The sequence below is a fragment of the Qipengyuania pacifica genome (assembly GCF_019711555.1).
Taxonomy (GTDB): Bacteria; Pseudomonadota; Alphaproteobacteria; order Sphingomonadales; family Sphingomonadaceae; genus Qipengyuania; species Qipengyuania pacifica.
In genome coordinates this window covers 27,750-42,194 of sequence record NZ_JAIGNQ010000001.1, presented here as the reverse complement: position 1 = coordinate 42,194, position 14,445 = coordinate 27,750, and the positions used below count along the sequence as shown (strand labels likewise).

The following is a 14,445-nucleotide window of genomic DNA, read 5'->3' as shown; positions in this document are numbered from 1 at the left end:
TTCGCTTTGGGAGTTTCGGTGTAGCCTCGGGGGGTCAATGGGTAGTCTCGTGAACAATGTGCCAATACGCTTCGCGTGGCTCTCCTTGGTTTTAGCCGTAGTTTGTGTCGCTGGAGGCTGGTACACGGCAGGGTTCTACCGTGAACTTCTTATATCGCTTTTTGGGACTTTTGGAGGCCTTGCGGTGGGCCTCTTTGTCATCAATTTTTACATTGATAAAAACTCGCGAAAAATTGCGGCCCTACCCCTTGCACTTTTGATTGAAACGGCAGTCAACCGATTGCACAACGACTACTTCGTCGGAATTGCACACGCCAAGTTCGGTAGCACGAAGTTTGGCTCCATGCTTGATGAGTTCGGTGAAGCCAATCGCGAACCGACGGCATTTTCACCTGAAGATCGGCAGGCTCTTCGCGAGATGATCCTCAAGCACAAGGACCAGATTAAAGCCGCTATTCAGGACCTGGATCAACGGTTTTCCACATTAATTACAGTCCTAGGATGGAGTTTCGATGCACAAGTGGTCGCGGCTGCCCTTGAGGCAAAAAGAAACGCATCCGAGCTAATAGCAGCGCTTGATACCGATGATCCGGATCAAGAGTATCGGTTAATCAAGCATTGGTTCGACGTTGACGCAACGGCTAATTCAACTCGGTCATTTCTGGCAAAAATTCTAGGGTACCAAGATCATTTATGATCGTGAACGGCGGCTAGTCTAATCCACTCGCACCATCCCCACCAGGACCCGGTCGAGCGCCTGCAAGACACGCGACCGGTCCGCCTTGCTGAACAGCGGTGGGCCTCCGCCCATTCCGTCCATCCCGGCGCGCAGGTCTTCCATAATGGTGCGGGTGGCGAGAACGAACGGAACTTCTTCGGAACACCCCGGAATCCCCGCCCGTTGGTCTTTCAAAGGAGGCCAACAATGGCACGCAATACAGGTGACGAACACCGCATCGGCTCGGTCGACGATCGCAGTCAGGTGAAGAACACCGCGACGGGCAAATGGACCAAGCGCAATCGGGAGGACGGCTCGGCCGAGGCGGGGCAGTTCATGGACGTCAAATCGGATGGCGAGCCGTTCAAAGGTGTCGCCAAGGAACGCGACGGGCGGCGCAGCGACGAGGAATGATCGCCGCACGCCCCACTGGCCAGCGCGCACCGATGCGCCCATAGGCACCGGCATGGCCGATCTCTATCTCAAGAATCTCGAATCCGAACGCCGCCAGCTCTGGGCGACCTGTCGCCTCAAGGGGCTGGCCAAGGACACGCCCGAGCGGCAACGGATCGCCGCGATCGACGAAGCGATTGCCGCGCATAAGGCCAAGAAATCGGGCTAAGCCTGTTCAGCCCTTGCGGGCCATCGCGGTCAGCACCTTGTCCAGCGCCTGCAGGAAACGCGAACGGTCGGTCTTGCTGAAGGGCGGCGGGCCGCCCCCGATCCCGTCCATTCCGGCGCGCAGATCCGCCATGATCGCGCGCGTGGCCACCGCACCGCCGATACTGGCGGCATCGAACGGCTTGCCGTTGTGGGCCAGCACCTGCGCCCCTTCTTTCAGGCAGCGCTCGGCCAGCAGTATATCCGCCGTGATCACCACGGTGCTTGGGCTCGCATTGTCGGCAATCCAGTCGTCCGCCGCGTCGAAACCATCGCTCACCACCACGCGCTTTATACGCTCGCTCACCGGCACGCGAAAGATATCGTTGCTCACCACGCGCACATGCGCGCTATGGCGCTCGGCCACGCGATAGATCTCGTCTTTCACCGGGCAGGCGTCGGCATCGATCAGGATGGTTGCCGGCATATCGCCGGTATCGTCGGGGCCGGGTCGATCGGGGGATTGGGGCGCGGGCATCGGTGCCGCCTTAGCACCGCATGCCGCCCGCGCATAATTCGGGCGCTTCAAGGCGTGCCGCAGCCTCAGCTGTTCTTCATATTCTCCAGGCCCTTGATCGCACCCGGCTTCTGCGATGGTTGGGACGCGTTGGTCTTGATCTTTTCCTTCTTCGGCTTGCGCGCTTCTCGGCTCTTCTTTGCTTGGCCTTTGGCCATGATCGTTTCCAGTCGGGGCGGCATGCCCCGCGCGCACCCTACGCTCTTTCCCGCAATCGCCTGCATCAATTCGGCAGGCGCCGGGAAACCGACCCCCTGCCGCGGTTCGGCCCGGCGAATGCAGGGATGGCCTAGCGCCGCCCCATCCGGGCCATCAGCGATACGAAGAATGCCGTCGACCAGCCGAGCAGCAGGATCCCGTTGATCCCCTCGATCGCGGCGACCAGTTGCCACGCCCGCTCCAGCCCCTCGTCGTCATAACCGATCGTGGCATAGGTGATGGTGCTGAAATACACCGATATGTGCAGGTCCGGCAGCGCGCCCGTCAGCCAGTAGAGCAGGGCATACAGCCAGATCTCGACGCCGTGGATCGCGAACAGGCCCATCACCAGCGCAAAGGTGAATATCATGCCCGGCAGGCTCACGGGCGAAAGGTGTTCCTGCCGTTCCTCGCGCTGTTCGATCCGCAGCAGCCGGTTCAGCAGCACCAGGCCGCCCCCATGGATCGCCACCGTTGCCAGCACCATGCCCGTCGCAATCGCAAGTTGCTCGATCATCCCGGCCCCTCCTGCCCCGGCAATAGCATATCCGGGCCGCGCGCACAGTCGCTCCGTCATAACCGGATCGCAGGAAGGGGCACCCCCACACCGAAAAGCCCGCCCCGGATCGCTCCGGGACGGGCCTTCGCAAAAAACGGAAAATTGCGCTGCGCTTACATCGTCGTGTTGTTGACAGCGCTCATGTCGGCGTCGGGCAGGGCCGCCAGATCGGCGGCGGTCATGGATGTCTGGACATCGCCGTCGGTGGCATTGCCGCGCAGGGTCAAGCCGTCCATCGGGATTTCGACCCAGCGGTCGGGATCGGTGTCTTCCAGTTCGATAACCAGCCCGGTCACGGTGCCATTGTCGTCGCGGCGAACCAGCGCGACATCGCCCAGATCGGTACCGTCGGCAGTCACCAGATCGGCGTCCAGCAATTGTGCTTCGGTCATGCCCAGCGCCGCCTCGTCCGTGCCGGCGGCTACCGCGCTACGGTCGGCTTCCATTTCGATCTGGTCGTCCATGGTGTCGGCTTGCTGTTCGGCCGGCGTTTCGCCGCAGGCGGCCGTCAGGGCAGTGGCGCCGACGATGCTCAAAAGGATTGGCTTGGGCAGTTTCATGAACGGTTCCTTTCACTTTTGTCATGTGTCCAATGCTCGTCGCGTCCCCGCGTTCCGCCCGGACGGCGTGGTGCCGGGAACGCAGGCGCGCATACCGGCGTTTGCTGGAAATGAAGATCCTCGCACCCCTCGCCGCCGCACTCGCCATCCCTCTGGCGGCCTGTGCCACCGTGCCCTCCAGCGCCGATGTGGTGACGGTTTCGGGCGAAGCCACCTATCGCGAACGCATCGCCCTGCCGCCGCAGGCGGTGATGTCCGTGCGGATCGAAGATGTCTCGCGCGCCGATGCGCCCGCCACGGTTCTGGCCGAAGAAATCATGCCCACCAATGGGCGTCAGGTGCCGTTGCCCTTCAGCGTGGAGGTGCCGCGCGACGCCTTGCAGGGTGCCGTGCGCACGACCGCCCGCGTGCGGATCGAAGATGGCTCGGGCCAGCTCCTCTGGATCACCGATACCAATACCCCCGTCACGCCAACAGCGGGCAGCGACCGTGTGGATCTCGGCAGCCTGATGCTTGTGCGCACGCCCGGCTGATACGAAAACATTTTCCTACACACCCGGTTTTGTGGCTCATCCTGCCGGATGACCGATGAAACCGACGCGCCACCTTCCTCTCCCGCCCGCCCGAGCAGGCGGGTGCGGCAGTGCAATGCCGATTATCGCTGGACCGTGCCCAAGGTGAAGGCCTTCCTTCTCGCGCTCGAACAATGCGGGCGCGTGGCGGAGGCGGCGCAGGCCGTGGGGATGAGCCGGCAGTCGGCCTATGCGCTGCGCGCCCGGCTCGACGGCCCGAAATTCCGCGAAGCGTTCGAAGGGGCCCGGCGCATGGGGTTGCGGGCCCGCGCGGCTGCCAGCAAGCAGCGTCTGCAGGCTGCTCGCTCGCGCTGGGAAGGGCCGGGCCTTGCCGCGCTCGACTATCTGCGCGCAGCCCCCTCGCAAGCTGACATATCCGGGGCCTATGCCGACATGCTGGCCGCGCAAGCCGACATGCGGGCCGAACAAGCTGACATGATAATGCATGAAGCTGACGCTGCGGACCCATAAGCCGACGCCTGTTCGCACAAGCCGACAAAGTTTTTCTCCCTGGACTGTGTAACACCCGGTCCATGTCTCCTCTCACCGCTGCGCTGAACCCGTCGGAAAGTTGCTCATTCGCGTCGAAAACGCGGACCGGAATGCGCCTGCCGGGCGTTGAATAGACAAGCATGCAAAAGGAGAGACAACGCCATGCAATTCCAGTTCAATTCGGACAGCAGCGTCATGGGCACGGACGACGTAGCCGAGCGAATCGAAGCTCAGGTGCGCGAAAAACTGACGCGGTTCGAAGAACGCCTCACCCGCCTCGAAGTGCACGTCCACAACGAACACCATCACACCCATGGCAATGACGACAAGGGCTGCACCATCGAAGCGCGCCCCCGTGGCGGCAAGCCGATCGGTGTGACCGAGCATGGCTCTTCCGTGGATGCCGCTGCGCGCAAGGCGGCCAGCACCATGGCCCAGCGCCTCACCCGCCTGTTCGGCAAGGAAGCGAAGCACCGGCACGAGGCGCGCCCCGAAAAGGTGATGTAACAGCGCGCGCCCGTGCACCGACAGTGCGAGTGGCCACATGTCATTCGTCGCGTCGGTGCACCGGCTCGCCACATTGTGGCAGCATTTGGGCACATTCAGCCGCAGCGCTCGTTGGATGGAGCGACGATAAGGTCGGCACCGCCGGCCAATACGTTCTCGGAACCAATAGAAAAGGGACCCGGATATGAATAAGCTCGCAATAGCACTCGCCTCGGCCGCATCGCTCGCCATCGCCGCCTGCGCCGAAGAACCTGCCGACAATTCGGCCATGGACACTGATGCCGCCGCTGCGGATCAGATGGCCAACGACACCACCACCGAACCCGGCACCATCGTGGAAGTCGCTCAGGGCAACCCGGATTTCTCCATGCTGGTCTCGGCCGTCACGGCCGCCGATCTTGGTGCAACCCTCTCGGGTGACGGACCCTACACGGTATTCGCACCGACCAATGCTGCGTTTGAAAAGGTGCCCAAGGCGACCCGTGACGAACTGCTCAGCCCGGCTGGCAAGTCGGACCTGACCGGTATTCTCACATACCATGTAGTCGAAGGCGCAACGCCTGCCAGCGAACTGACGCAGGCAATCGAGGGCGCCGGTGAAGACGGCTATGAAATCACCACCGTGAACGGTGCCAAGCTGACGGCGACCATGGAAGGCGGCAATGTTGTTCTTACCGACGCGGCGGGCAACAAGGCCACCGTCACCATGACGGATGTCGAAGCGTCGAATGGCGTTATCCATGCGATCGACACTGTGATGATGCCATCGTAATCGACTGCTGATCTGAAAATGCGAAGGGCGATCCGTTAGGGTCGCCCTTTTCTATGTGGGTGACGGGTTCACGCCGCGGCGCTGATCCACGATCAGCCCCACGACCATCACGATCAGGCACGGTAGGGACCAGAACCCTGCGATGCGCTCGGCTACCATGTGGGGAATAGGCGGAAGCACAACGGCCAATACGGTGAATACGACCGAAGTCATATGAAACGCCGCAAACCAGATGGGCCAGTATCGGCCACTCGACAATGCGTATCGCATCACGACGACCAAAAGCAGCACATCGACGGCTGCGACGAGGGGAAGGGAAATGCGCTCCTGCAAGAACAGGCTCGCGCCAGCCGAAATTATCGCTGCTGCCGCAATCGCAATAATTACCCTGCGGTCATGGCGATTACCCGCCTGCCATCCGAGTGTCAGTGCCGTGAGCAGAAACAGCCAGAAGGCAAGCAGGAAAATCACGTCCATGGTCAGGCAGCCAGATCCACGGCAACATCGTCTGAAAGGCGAGCGCTTGCTTCATGAAGCGGTGGGCATCCGAACGCCACCGTTTCCAGATTGGACGCATTCTGGATCTTGATCAGTTCCCTGGTGGCGCGGCTCAGGTCTTCCCGGCTGCTGATCGCTTTCGTCAGTCCCGTTCCGGCCATTGCAAGGGCGCCCTGCGCCGTACTGATGGGAAGGCGTGACGCTTTGCTCACCTCGACAATGCTGGCGCATAGATGTGCAAGCGACATCACGGCCTGATCGACTGCCTCGACCGATTTCTGCGTATCGCTGGCGACTACCTGGCCCGCTGCTGGTTCGATATCATGCATGGTTATGTCCTTTCTCGCCGTCTCCACGATTGGAGAATGCAGGGGGCATGAAATCATCCGGATACGTGCCTGACCATCTCGGAAAGGCCCAAAATGAACACAACCGCGAGGCAGGTTAGCATCAGGCTGAGGATGCCGATGCGGATTATCCATATGATACGATCTTTGGTCGACGCTGCGTTTACCCCGCCTCCTATCGGAGGGAAAATGGGAAGATAGCCTGATCTCCGGTAAACTTCGCTAGGGCGAGGGAGCGGGCTCAGGTGATGCTGGCGCTTGTCGCGCGACGGTGCTTGAGGAGGTTCGGTGCCTTCCGAGACTTCCACAAGCTCTTGATCGTGAAGGAGGGAAACAGCTTCCAGACGACTGTGAACGCCCAAATTTTCAAGCGCAGCCGAAATGTGCTGGTCTACTGTACGCGGGGAAATGCCCAGTTCACGGGCGATCTGCTTTGAGCTCAGCCCATCCTGAAGCAGCAGCATACATTCTTTCTGGCGCCCAGTTAATGGATCGTCCTGATGCTGCGGTGCTGCTCGCATCTATTCCTTTCCTCCATTGTCGAACGAATTTCCAGGATGCGGAAATGTTCCCACGATTGGGTATGAAATATAAGTATAATATGGTCTAGCCGCGCAGGCATTTCGTAAAATTCCAAAAGCCACGCGGCCGACTCTCGCTCTGATTTGCGATCGTTGGGGAACCAGCGGCCCTGACAGGCGCTAATATCGTCATGAGATATCTAGCCATTCCTCTCGCCGCGGCTCTTTTGTCCGCGTGCTCATCGCAGGACGATAACCCTTCTGCTGCGACGCAATCCGAGGCAGCTACCGAAGCCGTCGCCAGTCCCGCATCCGACAAAACCGCGTCGCCCGGGCCAAAAACACTAACGCTCGAGGGGCTGGGAGGCCTGACAATTGGGCAGCCGGTACCCGCCAGCAGCAGTTTTACTGCGGGCGACGGTCAGATCGGAAATGGGTGCGAAACCCTGTCATCTCCCGAATGGCCGGGGGTTTACGCCATTCGAACGAACGGCGAAGTGCGCCGCATTTCAGTCGCTGATGGCAGCGGCGTGAAGCTCATTGAAGGCATTGGTCCAGGTTCGACCATCGAGGACGTACGTGCTGAATTCCCGAGCTTCCGGGAAGAGCCTCACAAATATACCGGTCCTGAAGGCAAATACCTTACCCAGCCCGGCGATGAGCCCAGACTTCGGTTCGAGATTAACCCGGACGGGAAGGTTTCCATCATCCATGTCGGTGTGATGCCCGAGCTGGGTTATGTTGAAGGCTGTGCCTAAATTATCGCCGTCGCTGTTCTACCAAGCGAGCGCCCACACAGACCAGTTTACTGCGTGACCGCGGGGCGCTGCGAGATGGGAAGAGGTTCTCCAATCTCGGCATCGCTTCTGCGCACATTATCAGAGCCTGGAGGTCGCTCGCGTTTAATCGAGGCATCGGGCACCTGTCTTTTCGCGCGAACAGATTTGATCGCGTTCGCCTCTCTCGTCCCGGTTTCCGCGTTTTCGCTGAATGCGTTCTTTGTCCGATCAGATTGATAGGCGCGATCAAACGCTTCAGTCGCTCGATGGTTTGCGGGGTGCCAGTCCGCCAAACGATCAATCTCGTTATTGTCGAGTTCCCATTCTTGCTTAGTGCCGACCCCGCTTTCGTCGAACGGGCCGCGCCATTCATTTCGTGAATTACGCAAGCGTCCATGCCTGGCCAATTCGGCAACGGGAATAGTCCCGGAGGGTGTCACCAATGGATAGTGATTGGGCAGTTTTCGGCTGTCAGATGGCTGGTAATCCCCAATGGCAGAATTTCCCGACATGTCGGGAAGAACTTTAGTCGGCTTTTTCAGACTAGTTGTTGAGCCGATGGAGGATCCGCCTAACGCCCCCGCGCACACGACGGCAAACACGGCGGGGGCGGCGTACCAGACGAAATGGAGGCGCGTCGACTTCATGTATGCAGTGTTTCATCTGCATACCCGCAAGGCAAGCCATTGGTACGTTCCGTTCTATTGGCCGGTCCTTCGCAGGGGGAAAAGATATGTGCGAATTAAGGGTGATGGAGCTTATAGGGGACCTGGCTTCTCTCCCGGCTGCCGCATTCTTCAAGGCAGACAAACAGTGGGAAGGCGCAAAAACGCATTGGTTATCACAGGAAAAGCGATGAAGTTGCAGATTCTAGTGGCAAGCTCTTTGATCTTGCTGGTTGCTTGTACCGCGGACGATGGGGCGTCGAACAGCGTGAAGGATGGTGGCACATTCGATGCGATCTCGGCTGGTGAGGTCATCCACTATACTGGAACTGAGCCGTTCTGGGGAGGCGCATCCGGAGCGGGCATGGCCACATATTCCACCCCCGAAAATCCTGACGGAAGTGAATTTCCGGTTGAACGTTTTGCTGGCAATAACGGCCTCGGCATCAGCGGCAGCCTGAACGGAGCGAGCTTCGATCTGATGATCACTCCCGGCGAATGCTCCGATGGCATGAGCGACCGCATCTTTCCCTATACTGCCACCCTGCTTGTCGGTGGGGAGCAACGGCAAGGGTGCGCGTGGACGGACAGCCAGCCCTTTAGCGGGCCCGAGGCTCCGTAGTGGGCAACGTTCCCCGGATGCCACGCTGGCTCGGCCTTGCCGGTTTGTTGCCTCAGTTCATCTGTGTCGCTGTCCTCTATTGGGGGCCAGATTATAGCCGTGAACCGGCACAGATCATCAGCGTAGCTTATGCCGCACTGATCCTGGCTTTTCTGGGTGGAACATGGTGGGGAATAGCCTCCATGGCCCCGGCCGCTGAACGCAGGCGGGCTCTTGGCTGGGTTTGGATTGCAGCGGTTTTGCCGGCTCTTGTCGGACTTGCTTGTTTCTTACCCTGGCTTCTGGGTTGGGAATGGCCTGAGCCGTCGCTGATCATGCTCGCCGGCGGGCTTCTTGTCAGCCTCGGTGTCGATGCAAAGCTAAACTCTCTCGCGCCGCCATGGTGGATGGCACTGCGGGTGCCGCTATCTATCGGCTTGGGACTACTGACCCTGGCAGCCGCATTGGCCTAGCTTGAGGTGACACCAGCGGCGTCAAGTTCGCGGCCTAGCCTGCCCGTCAGCCACAACCACCACATCTGGAAGTCGGCCCTGAAGCTCCACAACGGGTAGGTGAACGTCGCGGGCCGGTTCTTCTCATGAGCAAAATGCGCGATCCATGCGAAGAAATAGCCAGCTACCGGCATAGCGAGCAACCACCACCATCTTCCTGTCACCACGGCGCCGATCGCTACCGCCACGACCAAGCTGGTGCCGATATAATGCAACGCGCGTGTGCCGGGGCGGGAGTGTTCGCGTAGATAAAAGGGCCAGAACTCGGCAAAGGTGGTGTAACGCTCTGCCATCACTGCAAGCCTGGTATCTCGATTTGCGCGGAATTGGGCGCGTCGGGCATCATCAATTGGCTCGTATCCGGTGCCGCACTCCTGGCAGTAGTCGAACCGGGTGCCGAACCAATCGCCGTGCAGCTGCGGCCGGCGAGGAAATCGAGCGCGGTAGCGATCGAAGCTTCCCGGGGATCGCCCAACTGTCTTGAGATATCGTCCTCGGCCCGGCATGTCCGCGGCATCACACTGGCGAGGCCGTCATAATAATCCCCGCCGCCGTTGGCATTCACTGTGCGAAATGCGACGACCCGAAAGCGATCGTCGCAGGCTGAACGGTCGCGCGCGATCTGGCCCACCGGCTTGCCGAAGGTATCCGACCCGACAAGTGCGATATTGTTGCCGAGGTAGGGAATAAACGCATTCGGTACCAACTCGCTGGCTGATGCCGTGCCGTCGGTACCGATTACGGCGATCTTGGTCGCTGAGATTGCTTGCGGCTCGGAATTGAACAGGCGCGTTTCGTCGAACTGGCTTTGAGAATCGCGGAATACGGTTTTGCTGAACACCTGACCGACCTTGTCAGACGCCAGCAGATCGCCAAGCAATTCGGCGACCGAAACGAGACCCCCGCCATTATAACGGAAATCGAGGATGATCTGGGTTACGCCCTCGTCTCGGAACACCTGAAATGCTTCCCGTAACTGGCGAGTGGCATCTTCGATAATGAAGGTTCGCAAGTTAACGTAGCCGACCTTGGTACCGCCATTGTCGAAGATCTTGGCACCATATCGATCTGAAATCGGATCGAGCGAGAATTCGGTTTTCGTCACCGATGCTGTCAGTTCGCTGCCGTCGGGCTGACGCACGGTCAGCTCCCGGGTTACGCCTGGATCGCTAGGGCCCAGCGCATTCACCACGGCTTGCGGCCCGCCACTGGCCATAAGCTGGCTGACGCTTTGCCCATTGATCGCGATGATCTCGCTGCCGCGGTCGATCCCTTCGGCCAGTGCCGGAGCGCTCTCGAACGCTTCCACCACGAAAACCTGCTGAGATGCCTGTTGGTAAGACAGCCGGATGCCGAAGCCTGCGCTCGACCCGCTACTGATGAGGGCATTCTCTTCCGCGATCGACGTGATGTAGGTGAAAAACCGGTCGCGCTGCTGGGCGCGGGCTGGCGCAACCAGAGCATCGATATAGCTTTGGACCGTCGAATGGTTTGCACGGTTAACGGTCTGATCGAGCAGGGTGGGGAACAGATAAAATTCGTTCAGCTGCTGAAGCGCCCAGTCCTGCCGACTTGCGAGAGAGCAGGCATCGGCAATGGTGCCACCGCCAGTAGTCCCGCCAGTTCCGGTGTTGCCGCCGCCGCTACTGGAATTACCACCGCCCCCGCATGCGGCCAGTGAGACTGCCAATGTTGCGCTTAGAACGGTGCGACCCAACCCCATAATCTTGCTCCCCTTGCTATCCGCCTTAAATCCCGACGATCGGCCTTCTTCTGACCATGACGGCTTAATTGAGGGTGAGCAATAGCACGAATAAACGCCTGCAAGGCCCATTTCCCCGTAAAATCGGTGCAAATTTCGCCCCATGGGATGGTTTGCACCCCCGAGCTATGCCTTAAGGGCAGGCCGAAAGATGCCCGCAATAGCGGAAAAGAGGAGATTTCATGGCGAGCGGCGTAGCGCCTTGGGTGCTGAATGCGGTTGGCGGGGTTCCCGTCGGCCATACTCTAACACTGGAGAAGGTTGCCGACGAGCGCGTGCTCGGGCGCGGCGGCTTTGCATTGACCAGCGCAGCTTTTCAAAACGGCGGCGAGCTCGACCCATCGTTTACGGCGATCGAGGAGGATGCGGTCGCTCCCCCTTTGGAGTGGACGTCGCCGCCCCCAGGAGCCCAGGAAATTGTTCTCGTGGCCGAGGATGCCGATAAGGGCCATGTCCACTGGACGGTCTGGGGCCTGCCCCCGCAGAAGGGCAAGCTGATGGAGGGCGAAACGCCCCCCCGCACCGGCAAGAACGCGCATGGCAATTCGGAGTGGCTGTTGCCCGATCCTCCGCTGGGCGAGGAACACCGGTATGTCTTTCAGCTTTTCGCGATTGATCTCCCGCTCACACTGATGCCGGGGGCAACGCATGAGGAACTCGTCCGCAATCTGGACGGACACGTGACCGCCGCTGCGGTTCTCACCGCCCGGTTCGAAGGCCATGAGGTCGAGGAACTGGACGTCGAGGATCTCGGCGACGTAGATTGAAGCATAGCCTAGGAAAGGATTAGTCATGGCTGGCAAGAACAACGCACTGCAGAAGCCGGTAAATCTATCGCCGGAACTGGAGAATGTCGTGGGTAAGGGTCCGATGACCCGTGCGCAGGTCACCTCCAAGGTGTGGGATCACATCAAGGCTAACGACCTTCAGGATTCCAAGGACAAGCGCATGATCAACCCCGACGACAAGCTCGGCGCGGTGATCGGCAAGGAACAGATCTCCATGTTCAAGATGACGGGCGCCGTCTCGAAGCACATGAGCTGACAACTGGCTATCGGCGGTGTAACGGCCAGTCCGTTACGCCGCCGGTCCATAGCGCGAGCCAGACCAGGATCGGCTGCGCGATCATCCTCGGTATGTGATAGCCGAGCCCAAATCCGCCATCGGCGCGGGCCATATCCAAAGCGAAATGATGGATATTGGCGGGGAATACGCAAACAGCATAAGCTGCAAGGCCGATCGCTCCGGCCCTCCGCAGTGACAGACTTACCGGTTGCACCAACGCCGCCGCACCCAGCAGTTCGGCAACACCCGTCCAGAATACCACTGCGTGCGGCATGGGCACCCAGCCGGGCATAATCGACAGAAAAGGCTGTGGCTCGGCCAGATGGATGACGCCTGCAAACGCATAGAAGGCTGCCAGTAGCCAACGAAGTCCAGTCCTGATCATGAGCCCCGCTATCAGTATGCGATTGCCGGTTCCAGACAATCGATCATGAAAAGACAGAGATCCCGGCGCCAAAAAGCGGTTCTATACCTCTTGGGGATTAGCCCGTGCTCCGTTCACCCGTCGATAACCTCGACGCCCTTCCAGAAAGCGATGCGGCCCTTTATTTCTTCCGCTGCCTCCTTCGGTTCGGGGTAATACCATGCCGCATCGGGATTGATCTGCCCGCCGGCGCTGATCGAGTAATAATTCGCCGTACCCTTCCACGGGCACTCGCTGGTGGTGTCGCTGGGCACCAGAACACCGCGTGCGACATCGTCTGCCGGGAAGTAATGGTTTCCCTCCACGACGATCGTTTCGTCACTGCGGGCAAGCAGTTCGCCATTCCAATGCGCAGATACGGTCATGGGCGAAGCCTTTTCTTGCTGTTCGTGTTTGCTAGGACAGTCCGCGAAACAACAAGGGGTTCCTGTTCATGCGCCGTTTCCTGCTAGCTTCTGCGGCTGCCGCCATCGCGTGCGGCTCCTCGGCATTCGCTCAAGACAATGCGGAGCGCATCGCTGCAGCCGCTCTCGAAGCGGCTCCGGTATGGGACGGGCATAACGATGTTCCCATCCAGCTGCGTTCGCGGGTTGGCAACGTGATCAACGATTTCGATTTTCGCGATACGCTCAATACGGCCTCTGCAGATCATTCGGCCATGCATTCGGACCTGATCCGCCTAAAGCAGGGGAAGGTCGGGGCGCAGTGGTGGTCCGTTTATGTCAGTGCAAACTTGTCGGAGCCCGAAGCTGTTCAGGCTACGATCGAGCAGATCGACGTCACGAAGCGCCTCATCGCGCGCTATCCCGACGATATGCAGCTCGCGCTGAGCGCGGATGAGGTAGAGGAGGCGATGGCGGCCGGGCGTATTGCCTCGCTCATCGGGATGGAGGGTGGCCACTCGATCGGGTCGAGCCTCGCCGTATTGCGGCAAATGTACGATCTTGGCGCGCGTTACATGACGCTGACGCACGGAAAGACTTTGAGTTGGGTCGACAGTGCCACCGACGCTCCCAGGCATGATGGGCTCAACGCGTTCGGCAAGGATGTCGTGCGCGAAATGAACCGCATCGGGATGCTGGTAGATTTGAGCCATGTCAGCGAAGCATCGATGATGGATGCGCTCGATGTGGCTCAGGCGCCCGTCATTTTCAGTCATTCAGGGGCACGGGCCGTCGCGGGGCATTTGCGCAATGTTCCGGATGGTGTGCTTGCCCGCATGCCTGCAAACGGCGGTATCGTGATGGTCGTTGCATTGCCGTGGTTCATCAAGGAAGACCTTCGGACTCATTCGGCCAATCGAGCAGGCGAAGAAGCCCGTCTGAAAGCCCTTTATCCGGGCCTTCCAGATACAGTCGAAGCCCAGCTTGCCAAATGGGATGCGGAAAATCGCGAACCGGTCGCGACCATTTCGGATATGGCTGACCACATCGATCATATTCGCGCTGTTGCCGGCATCGATCATATCGGCATCGGGGGCGATTACGATGGCATGCCGAGCGGCCCCGTAGGAATGGAAGACGTCACCGGCTACCCCGCCCTGTTTGCGGAACTCGCCAGGCGTGGGTATTCGCAGGATGATCTCGAGAAGATTTCATCCCGCAATATGATGCGGGTCCTGCGTGAAGCGGAAGCGTTCGCCGCCAGCGTTTCCGACCTCCCCCCGATCGAATACCCGGCTGGCGAACCTCGCGACGATAGCGAATGAACGCCAAC

General features: G+C 59.9%; 26 protein-coding genes. 13 read left to right on the top strand and 13 right to left on the bottom strand.

Annotated elements, in window-relative coordinates:
- The first annotated feature begins 37 nt into the window (after nt 1-37).
- A complete protein-coding gene (locus tag K3177_RS00315) occupies nt 38-697 on the top strand; it encodes a hypothetical protein (protein WP_221596244.1) in 660 nt (219 codons plus the stop codon).
- An 18-nt stretch (nt 698-715) separates the two neighbouring features.
- On the opposite strand, the gene K3177_RS00310 is transcribed toward K3177_RS00315, so the two are convergent.
- Nucleotides 716-913: a DUF188 domain-containing protein gene (locus tag K3177_RS00310; protein WP_282099627.1), complete on the bottom strand. Its 198-nt coding sequence runs from the start codon at nt 911-913 to the stop codon at nt 716-718.
- Nucleotides 914-925: 12 nt separating this feature from the next.
- Between K3177_RS00310 and K3177_RS00305 the strand changes: the two genes are divergently transcribed.
- Together K3177_RS00305 and K3177_RS00300 are read left to right on the top strand one after the other, a co-directional pair.
- Nucleotides 926-1,132: a hypothetical protein gene (locus tag K3177_RS00305; protein WP_196846933.1), complete on the top strand. Its 207-nt coding sequence runs from the start codon at nt 926-928 to the stop codon at nt 1,130-1,132.
- Between the two features lie 52 nt (nt 1,133-1,184).
- Nucleotides 1,185-1,340 carry a hypothetical protein gene (locus tag K3177_RS00300; protein ID WP_173829928.1) on the top strand — a complete coding sequence of 52 codons (156 nt, stop codon included), beginning with the start codon at nt 1,185-1,187 and terminating at the stop codon, nt 1,338-1,340.
- 6 nt (nt 1,341-1,346) lie between these two features.
- Here the strand turns inward: K3177_RS00300 and K3177_RS00295 are convergent, their stop codons facing one another.
- From K3177_RS00295 to K3177_RS00280, 4 genes are all read right to left on the bottom strand, one after another.
- Nucleotides 1,347-1,805 carry a YaiI/YqxD family protein gene (locus K3177_RS00295; protein ID WP_221597403.1) on the bottom strand — a complete coding sequence of 153 codons (459 nt, stop codon included), beginning with the start codon at nt 1,803-1,805 and terminating at the stop codon, nt 1,347-1,349.
- A gap of 116 nt (nt 1,806-1,921) precedes the next feature.
- Complete coding sequence (locus tag K3177_RS00290) at nt 1,922-2,077, bottom strand: hypothetical protein (protein WP_221597471.1); 156 nt, start codon at nt 2,075-2,077, stop codon at nt 1,922-1,924.
- Between the two features lie 107 nt (nt 2,078-2,184).
- Nucleotides 2,185-2,610, bottom strand: a complete 426-nt coding sequence (locus K3177_RS00285) for an ion channel (RefSeq protein WP_103022292.1) — start codon at nt 2,608-2,610, stop codon at nt 2,185-2,187.
- A gap of 155 nt (nt 2,611-2,765) precedes the next feature.
- Nucleotides 2,766-3,212 (bottom strand): hypothetical protein, encoded by a 447-nt coding sequence (locus tag K3177_RS00280; RefSeq protein ID WP_103022293.1) that lies wholly within the window; start codon nt 3,210-3,212, stop codon nt 2,766-2,768.
- A 110-nt stretch (nt 3,213-3,322) separates the two neighbouring features.
- Between K3177_RS00280 and K3177_RS00275 the strand changes: the two genes are divergently transcribed.
- The 4 genes from K3177_RS00275 (at nt 3,323) to K3177_RS00260 (ending at nt 5,555) form a co-directional block, all read left to right on the top strand.
- A complete protein-coding gene (locus K3177_RS00275) occupies nt 3,323-3,745 on the top strand; it encodes a YbaY family lipoprotein (protein WP_196846931.1) in 423 nt (140 codons plus the stop codon).
- 48 nt (nt 3,746-3,793) lie between these two features.
- The gene (locus K3177_RS00270) at nt 3,794-4,255 is read left to right on the top strand and encodes a hypothetical protein (RefSeq protein WP_221596242.1); all 462 of its coding nucleotides are present in this window, start codon (nt 3,794-3,796) and stop codon (nt 4,253-4,255) included.
- 183 nt (nt 4,256-4,438) lie between these two features.
- Nucleotides 4,439-4,783 (top strand): HPF/RaiA family ribosome-associated protein, encoded by a 345-nt coding sequence (locus tag K3177_RS00265; RefSeq protein ID WP_103022295.1) that lies wholly within the window; start codon nt 4,439-4,441, stop codon nt 4,781-4,783.
- Between the two features lie 184 nt (nt 4,784-4,967).
- Nucleotides 4,968-5,555 (top strand): fasciclin domain-containing protein, encoded by a 588-nt coding sequence (locus K3177_RS00260; protein WP_196846929.1) that lies wholly within the window; start codon nt 4,968-4,970, stop codon nt 5,553-5,555.
- 51 nt (nt 5,556-5,606) lie between these two features.
- On the opposite strand, the gene K3177_RS00255 is transcribed toward K3177_RS00260, so the two are convergent.
- Genes K3177_RS00255 through K3177_RS00245 form a run of 3 tightly spaced genes read right to left on the bottom strand, consistent with a single transcriptional unit; the run spans nt 5,607 to nt 6,921 of the window.
- Nucleotides 5,607-6,032, bottom strand: coding sequence for a hypothetical protein (locus K3177_RS00255; RefSeq protein ID WP_221596240.1), 426 nt, complete (start codon nt 6,030-6,032; stop codon nt 5,607-5,609).
- Nucleotides 6,033-6,034: 2 nt separating this feature from the next.
- A complete protein-coding gene (locus K3177_RS00250; RefSeq protein WP_221596238.1) occupies nt 6,035-6,382 on the bottom strand; it encodes a hypothetical protein in 348 nt (115 codons plus the stop codon).
- Between the two features lie 53 nt (nt 6,383-6,435).
- A complete protein-coding gene (locus K3177_RS00245) occupies nt 6,436-6,921 on the bottom strand; it encodes a helix-turn-helix domain-containing protein (protein WP_196846927.1) in 486 nt (161 codons plus the stop codon).
- 191 nt (nt 6,922-7,112) lie between these two features.
- Here K3177_RS00245 and K3177_RS00240 point away from each other — a divergent pair, with 191 nt between their 5' ends.
- The gene (locus K3177_RS00240) at nt 7,113-7,679 is read left to right on the top strand and encodes a hypothetical protein (protein WP_221596236.1); all 567 of its coding nucleotides are present in this window, start codon (nt 7,113-7,115) and stop codon (nt 7,677-7,679) included.
- Nucleotides 7,680-7,726: 47 nt separating this feature from the next.
- Here the strand turns inward: K3177_RS00240 and K3177_RS00235 are convergent, their stop codons facing one another.
- On the bottom strand, nt 7,727-8,347 hold the full coding sequence (locus K3177_RS00235) for a hypothetical protein (RefSeq protein ID WP_221596234.1): 621 nt from the start codon (nt 8,345-8,347) through the stop codon (nt 7,727-7,729).
- A gap of 208 nt (nt 8,348-8,555) precedes the next feature.
- Between K3177_RS00235 and K3177_RS00230 the strand changes: the two genes are divergently transcribed.
- Together K3177_RS00230 and K3177_RS00225 are read left to right on the top strand one after the other, a co-directional pair.
- Complete coding sequence (locus K3177_RS00230; protein ID WP_247714175.1) at nt 8,556-8,987, top strand: COG3650 family protein; 432 nt, start codon at nt 8,556-8,558, stop codon at nt 8,985-8,987.
- Between the two features lie 17 nt (nt 8,988-9,004).
- Entirely contained in the window at nt 9,005-9,439 is a 435-nt protein-coding gene (locus tag K3177_RS00225) for a DUF3429 domain-containing protein (RefSeq protein ID WP_221596232.1), read from the top strand.
- Here the strand turns inward: K3177_RS00225 and K3177_RS00220 are convergent.
- A complete protein-coding gene (locus K3177_RS00220) occupies nt 9,436-9,771 on the bottom strand; it encodes an Mpo1-like protein (RefSeq protein ID WP_103022304.1) in 336 nt (111 codons plus the stop codon). The two genes, K3177_RS00225 and K3177_RS00220, sit on opposite strands and share 4 nt — an antisense overlap.
- Complete coding sequence (locus K3177_RS00215) at nt 9,771-11,168, bottom strand: S41 family peptidase (protein ID WP_345725328.1); 1,398 nt, start codon at nt 11,166-11,168, stop codon at nt 9,771-9,773. The genes K3177_RS00220 and K3177_RS00215 overlap by 1 nt, the downstream gene beginning before the upstream one ends.
- Before the next feature lie 254 nt (nt 11,169-11,422).
- On the opposite strand from K3177_RS00215, the gene K3177_RS00210 reads away from it, so the two are divergent.
- Together K3177_RS00210 and K3177_RS00205 are read left to right on the top strand one after the other, a co-directional pair.
- Nucleotides 11,423-12,007, top strand: coding sequence for a YbhB/YbcL family Raf kinase inhibitor-like protein (locus tag K3177_RS00210; RefSeq protein WP_103022306.1), 585 nt, complete (start codon nt 11,423-11,425; stop codon nt 12,005-12,007).
- Nucleotides 12,008-12,032: 25 nt separating this feature from the next.
- Nucleotides 12,033-12,284 carry an SWIB/MDM2 domain-containing protein gene (locus K3177_RS00205; protein ID WP_067463687.1) on the top strand — a complete coding sequence of 84 codons (252 nt, stop codon included), beginning with the start codon at nt 12,033-12,035 and terminating at the stop codon, nt 12,282-12,284.
- 7 nt (nt 12,285-12,291) lie between these two features.
- On the opposite strand, the gene K3177_RS00200 is transcribed toward K3177_RS00205, so the two are convergent.
- Together K3177_RS00200 and K3177_RS00195 are read right to left on the bottom strand one after the other, a co-directional pair.
- Nucleotides 12,292-12,690, bottom strand: coding sequence for a DoxX family protein (locus tag K3177_RS00200; RefSeq protein WP_221596229.1), 399 nt, complete (start codon nt 12,688-12,690; stop codon nt 12,292-12,294).
- Nucleotides 12,691-12,803: 113 nt separating this feature from the next.
- The gene (locus K3177_RS00195; protein WP_221596227.1) at nt 12,804-13,094 is read right to left on the bottom strand and encodes a DUF427 domain-containing protein; all 291 of its coding nucleotides are present in this window, start codon (nt 13,092-13,094) and stop codon (nt 12,804-12,806) included.
- 68 nt (nt 13,095-13,162) lie between these two features.
- Here K3177_RS00195 and K3177_RS00190 point away from each other — a divergent pair, with 68 nt between their 5' ends.
- Complete coding sequence (locus tag K3177_RS00190) at nt 13,163-14,437, top strand: dipeptidase (protein ID WP_221596225.1); 1,275 nt, start codon at nt 13,163-13,165, stop codon at nt 14,435-14,437.
- The last annotated feature ends 8 nt before the right edge of the window (nt 14,438-14,445 follow it).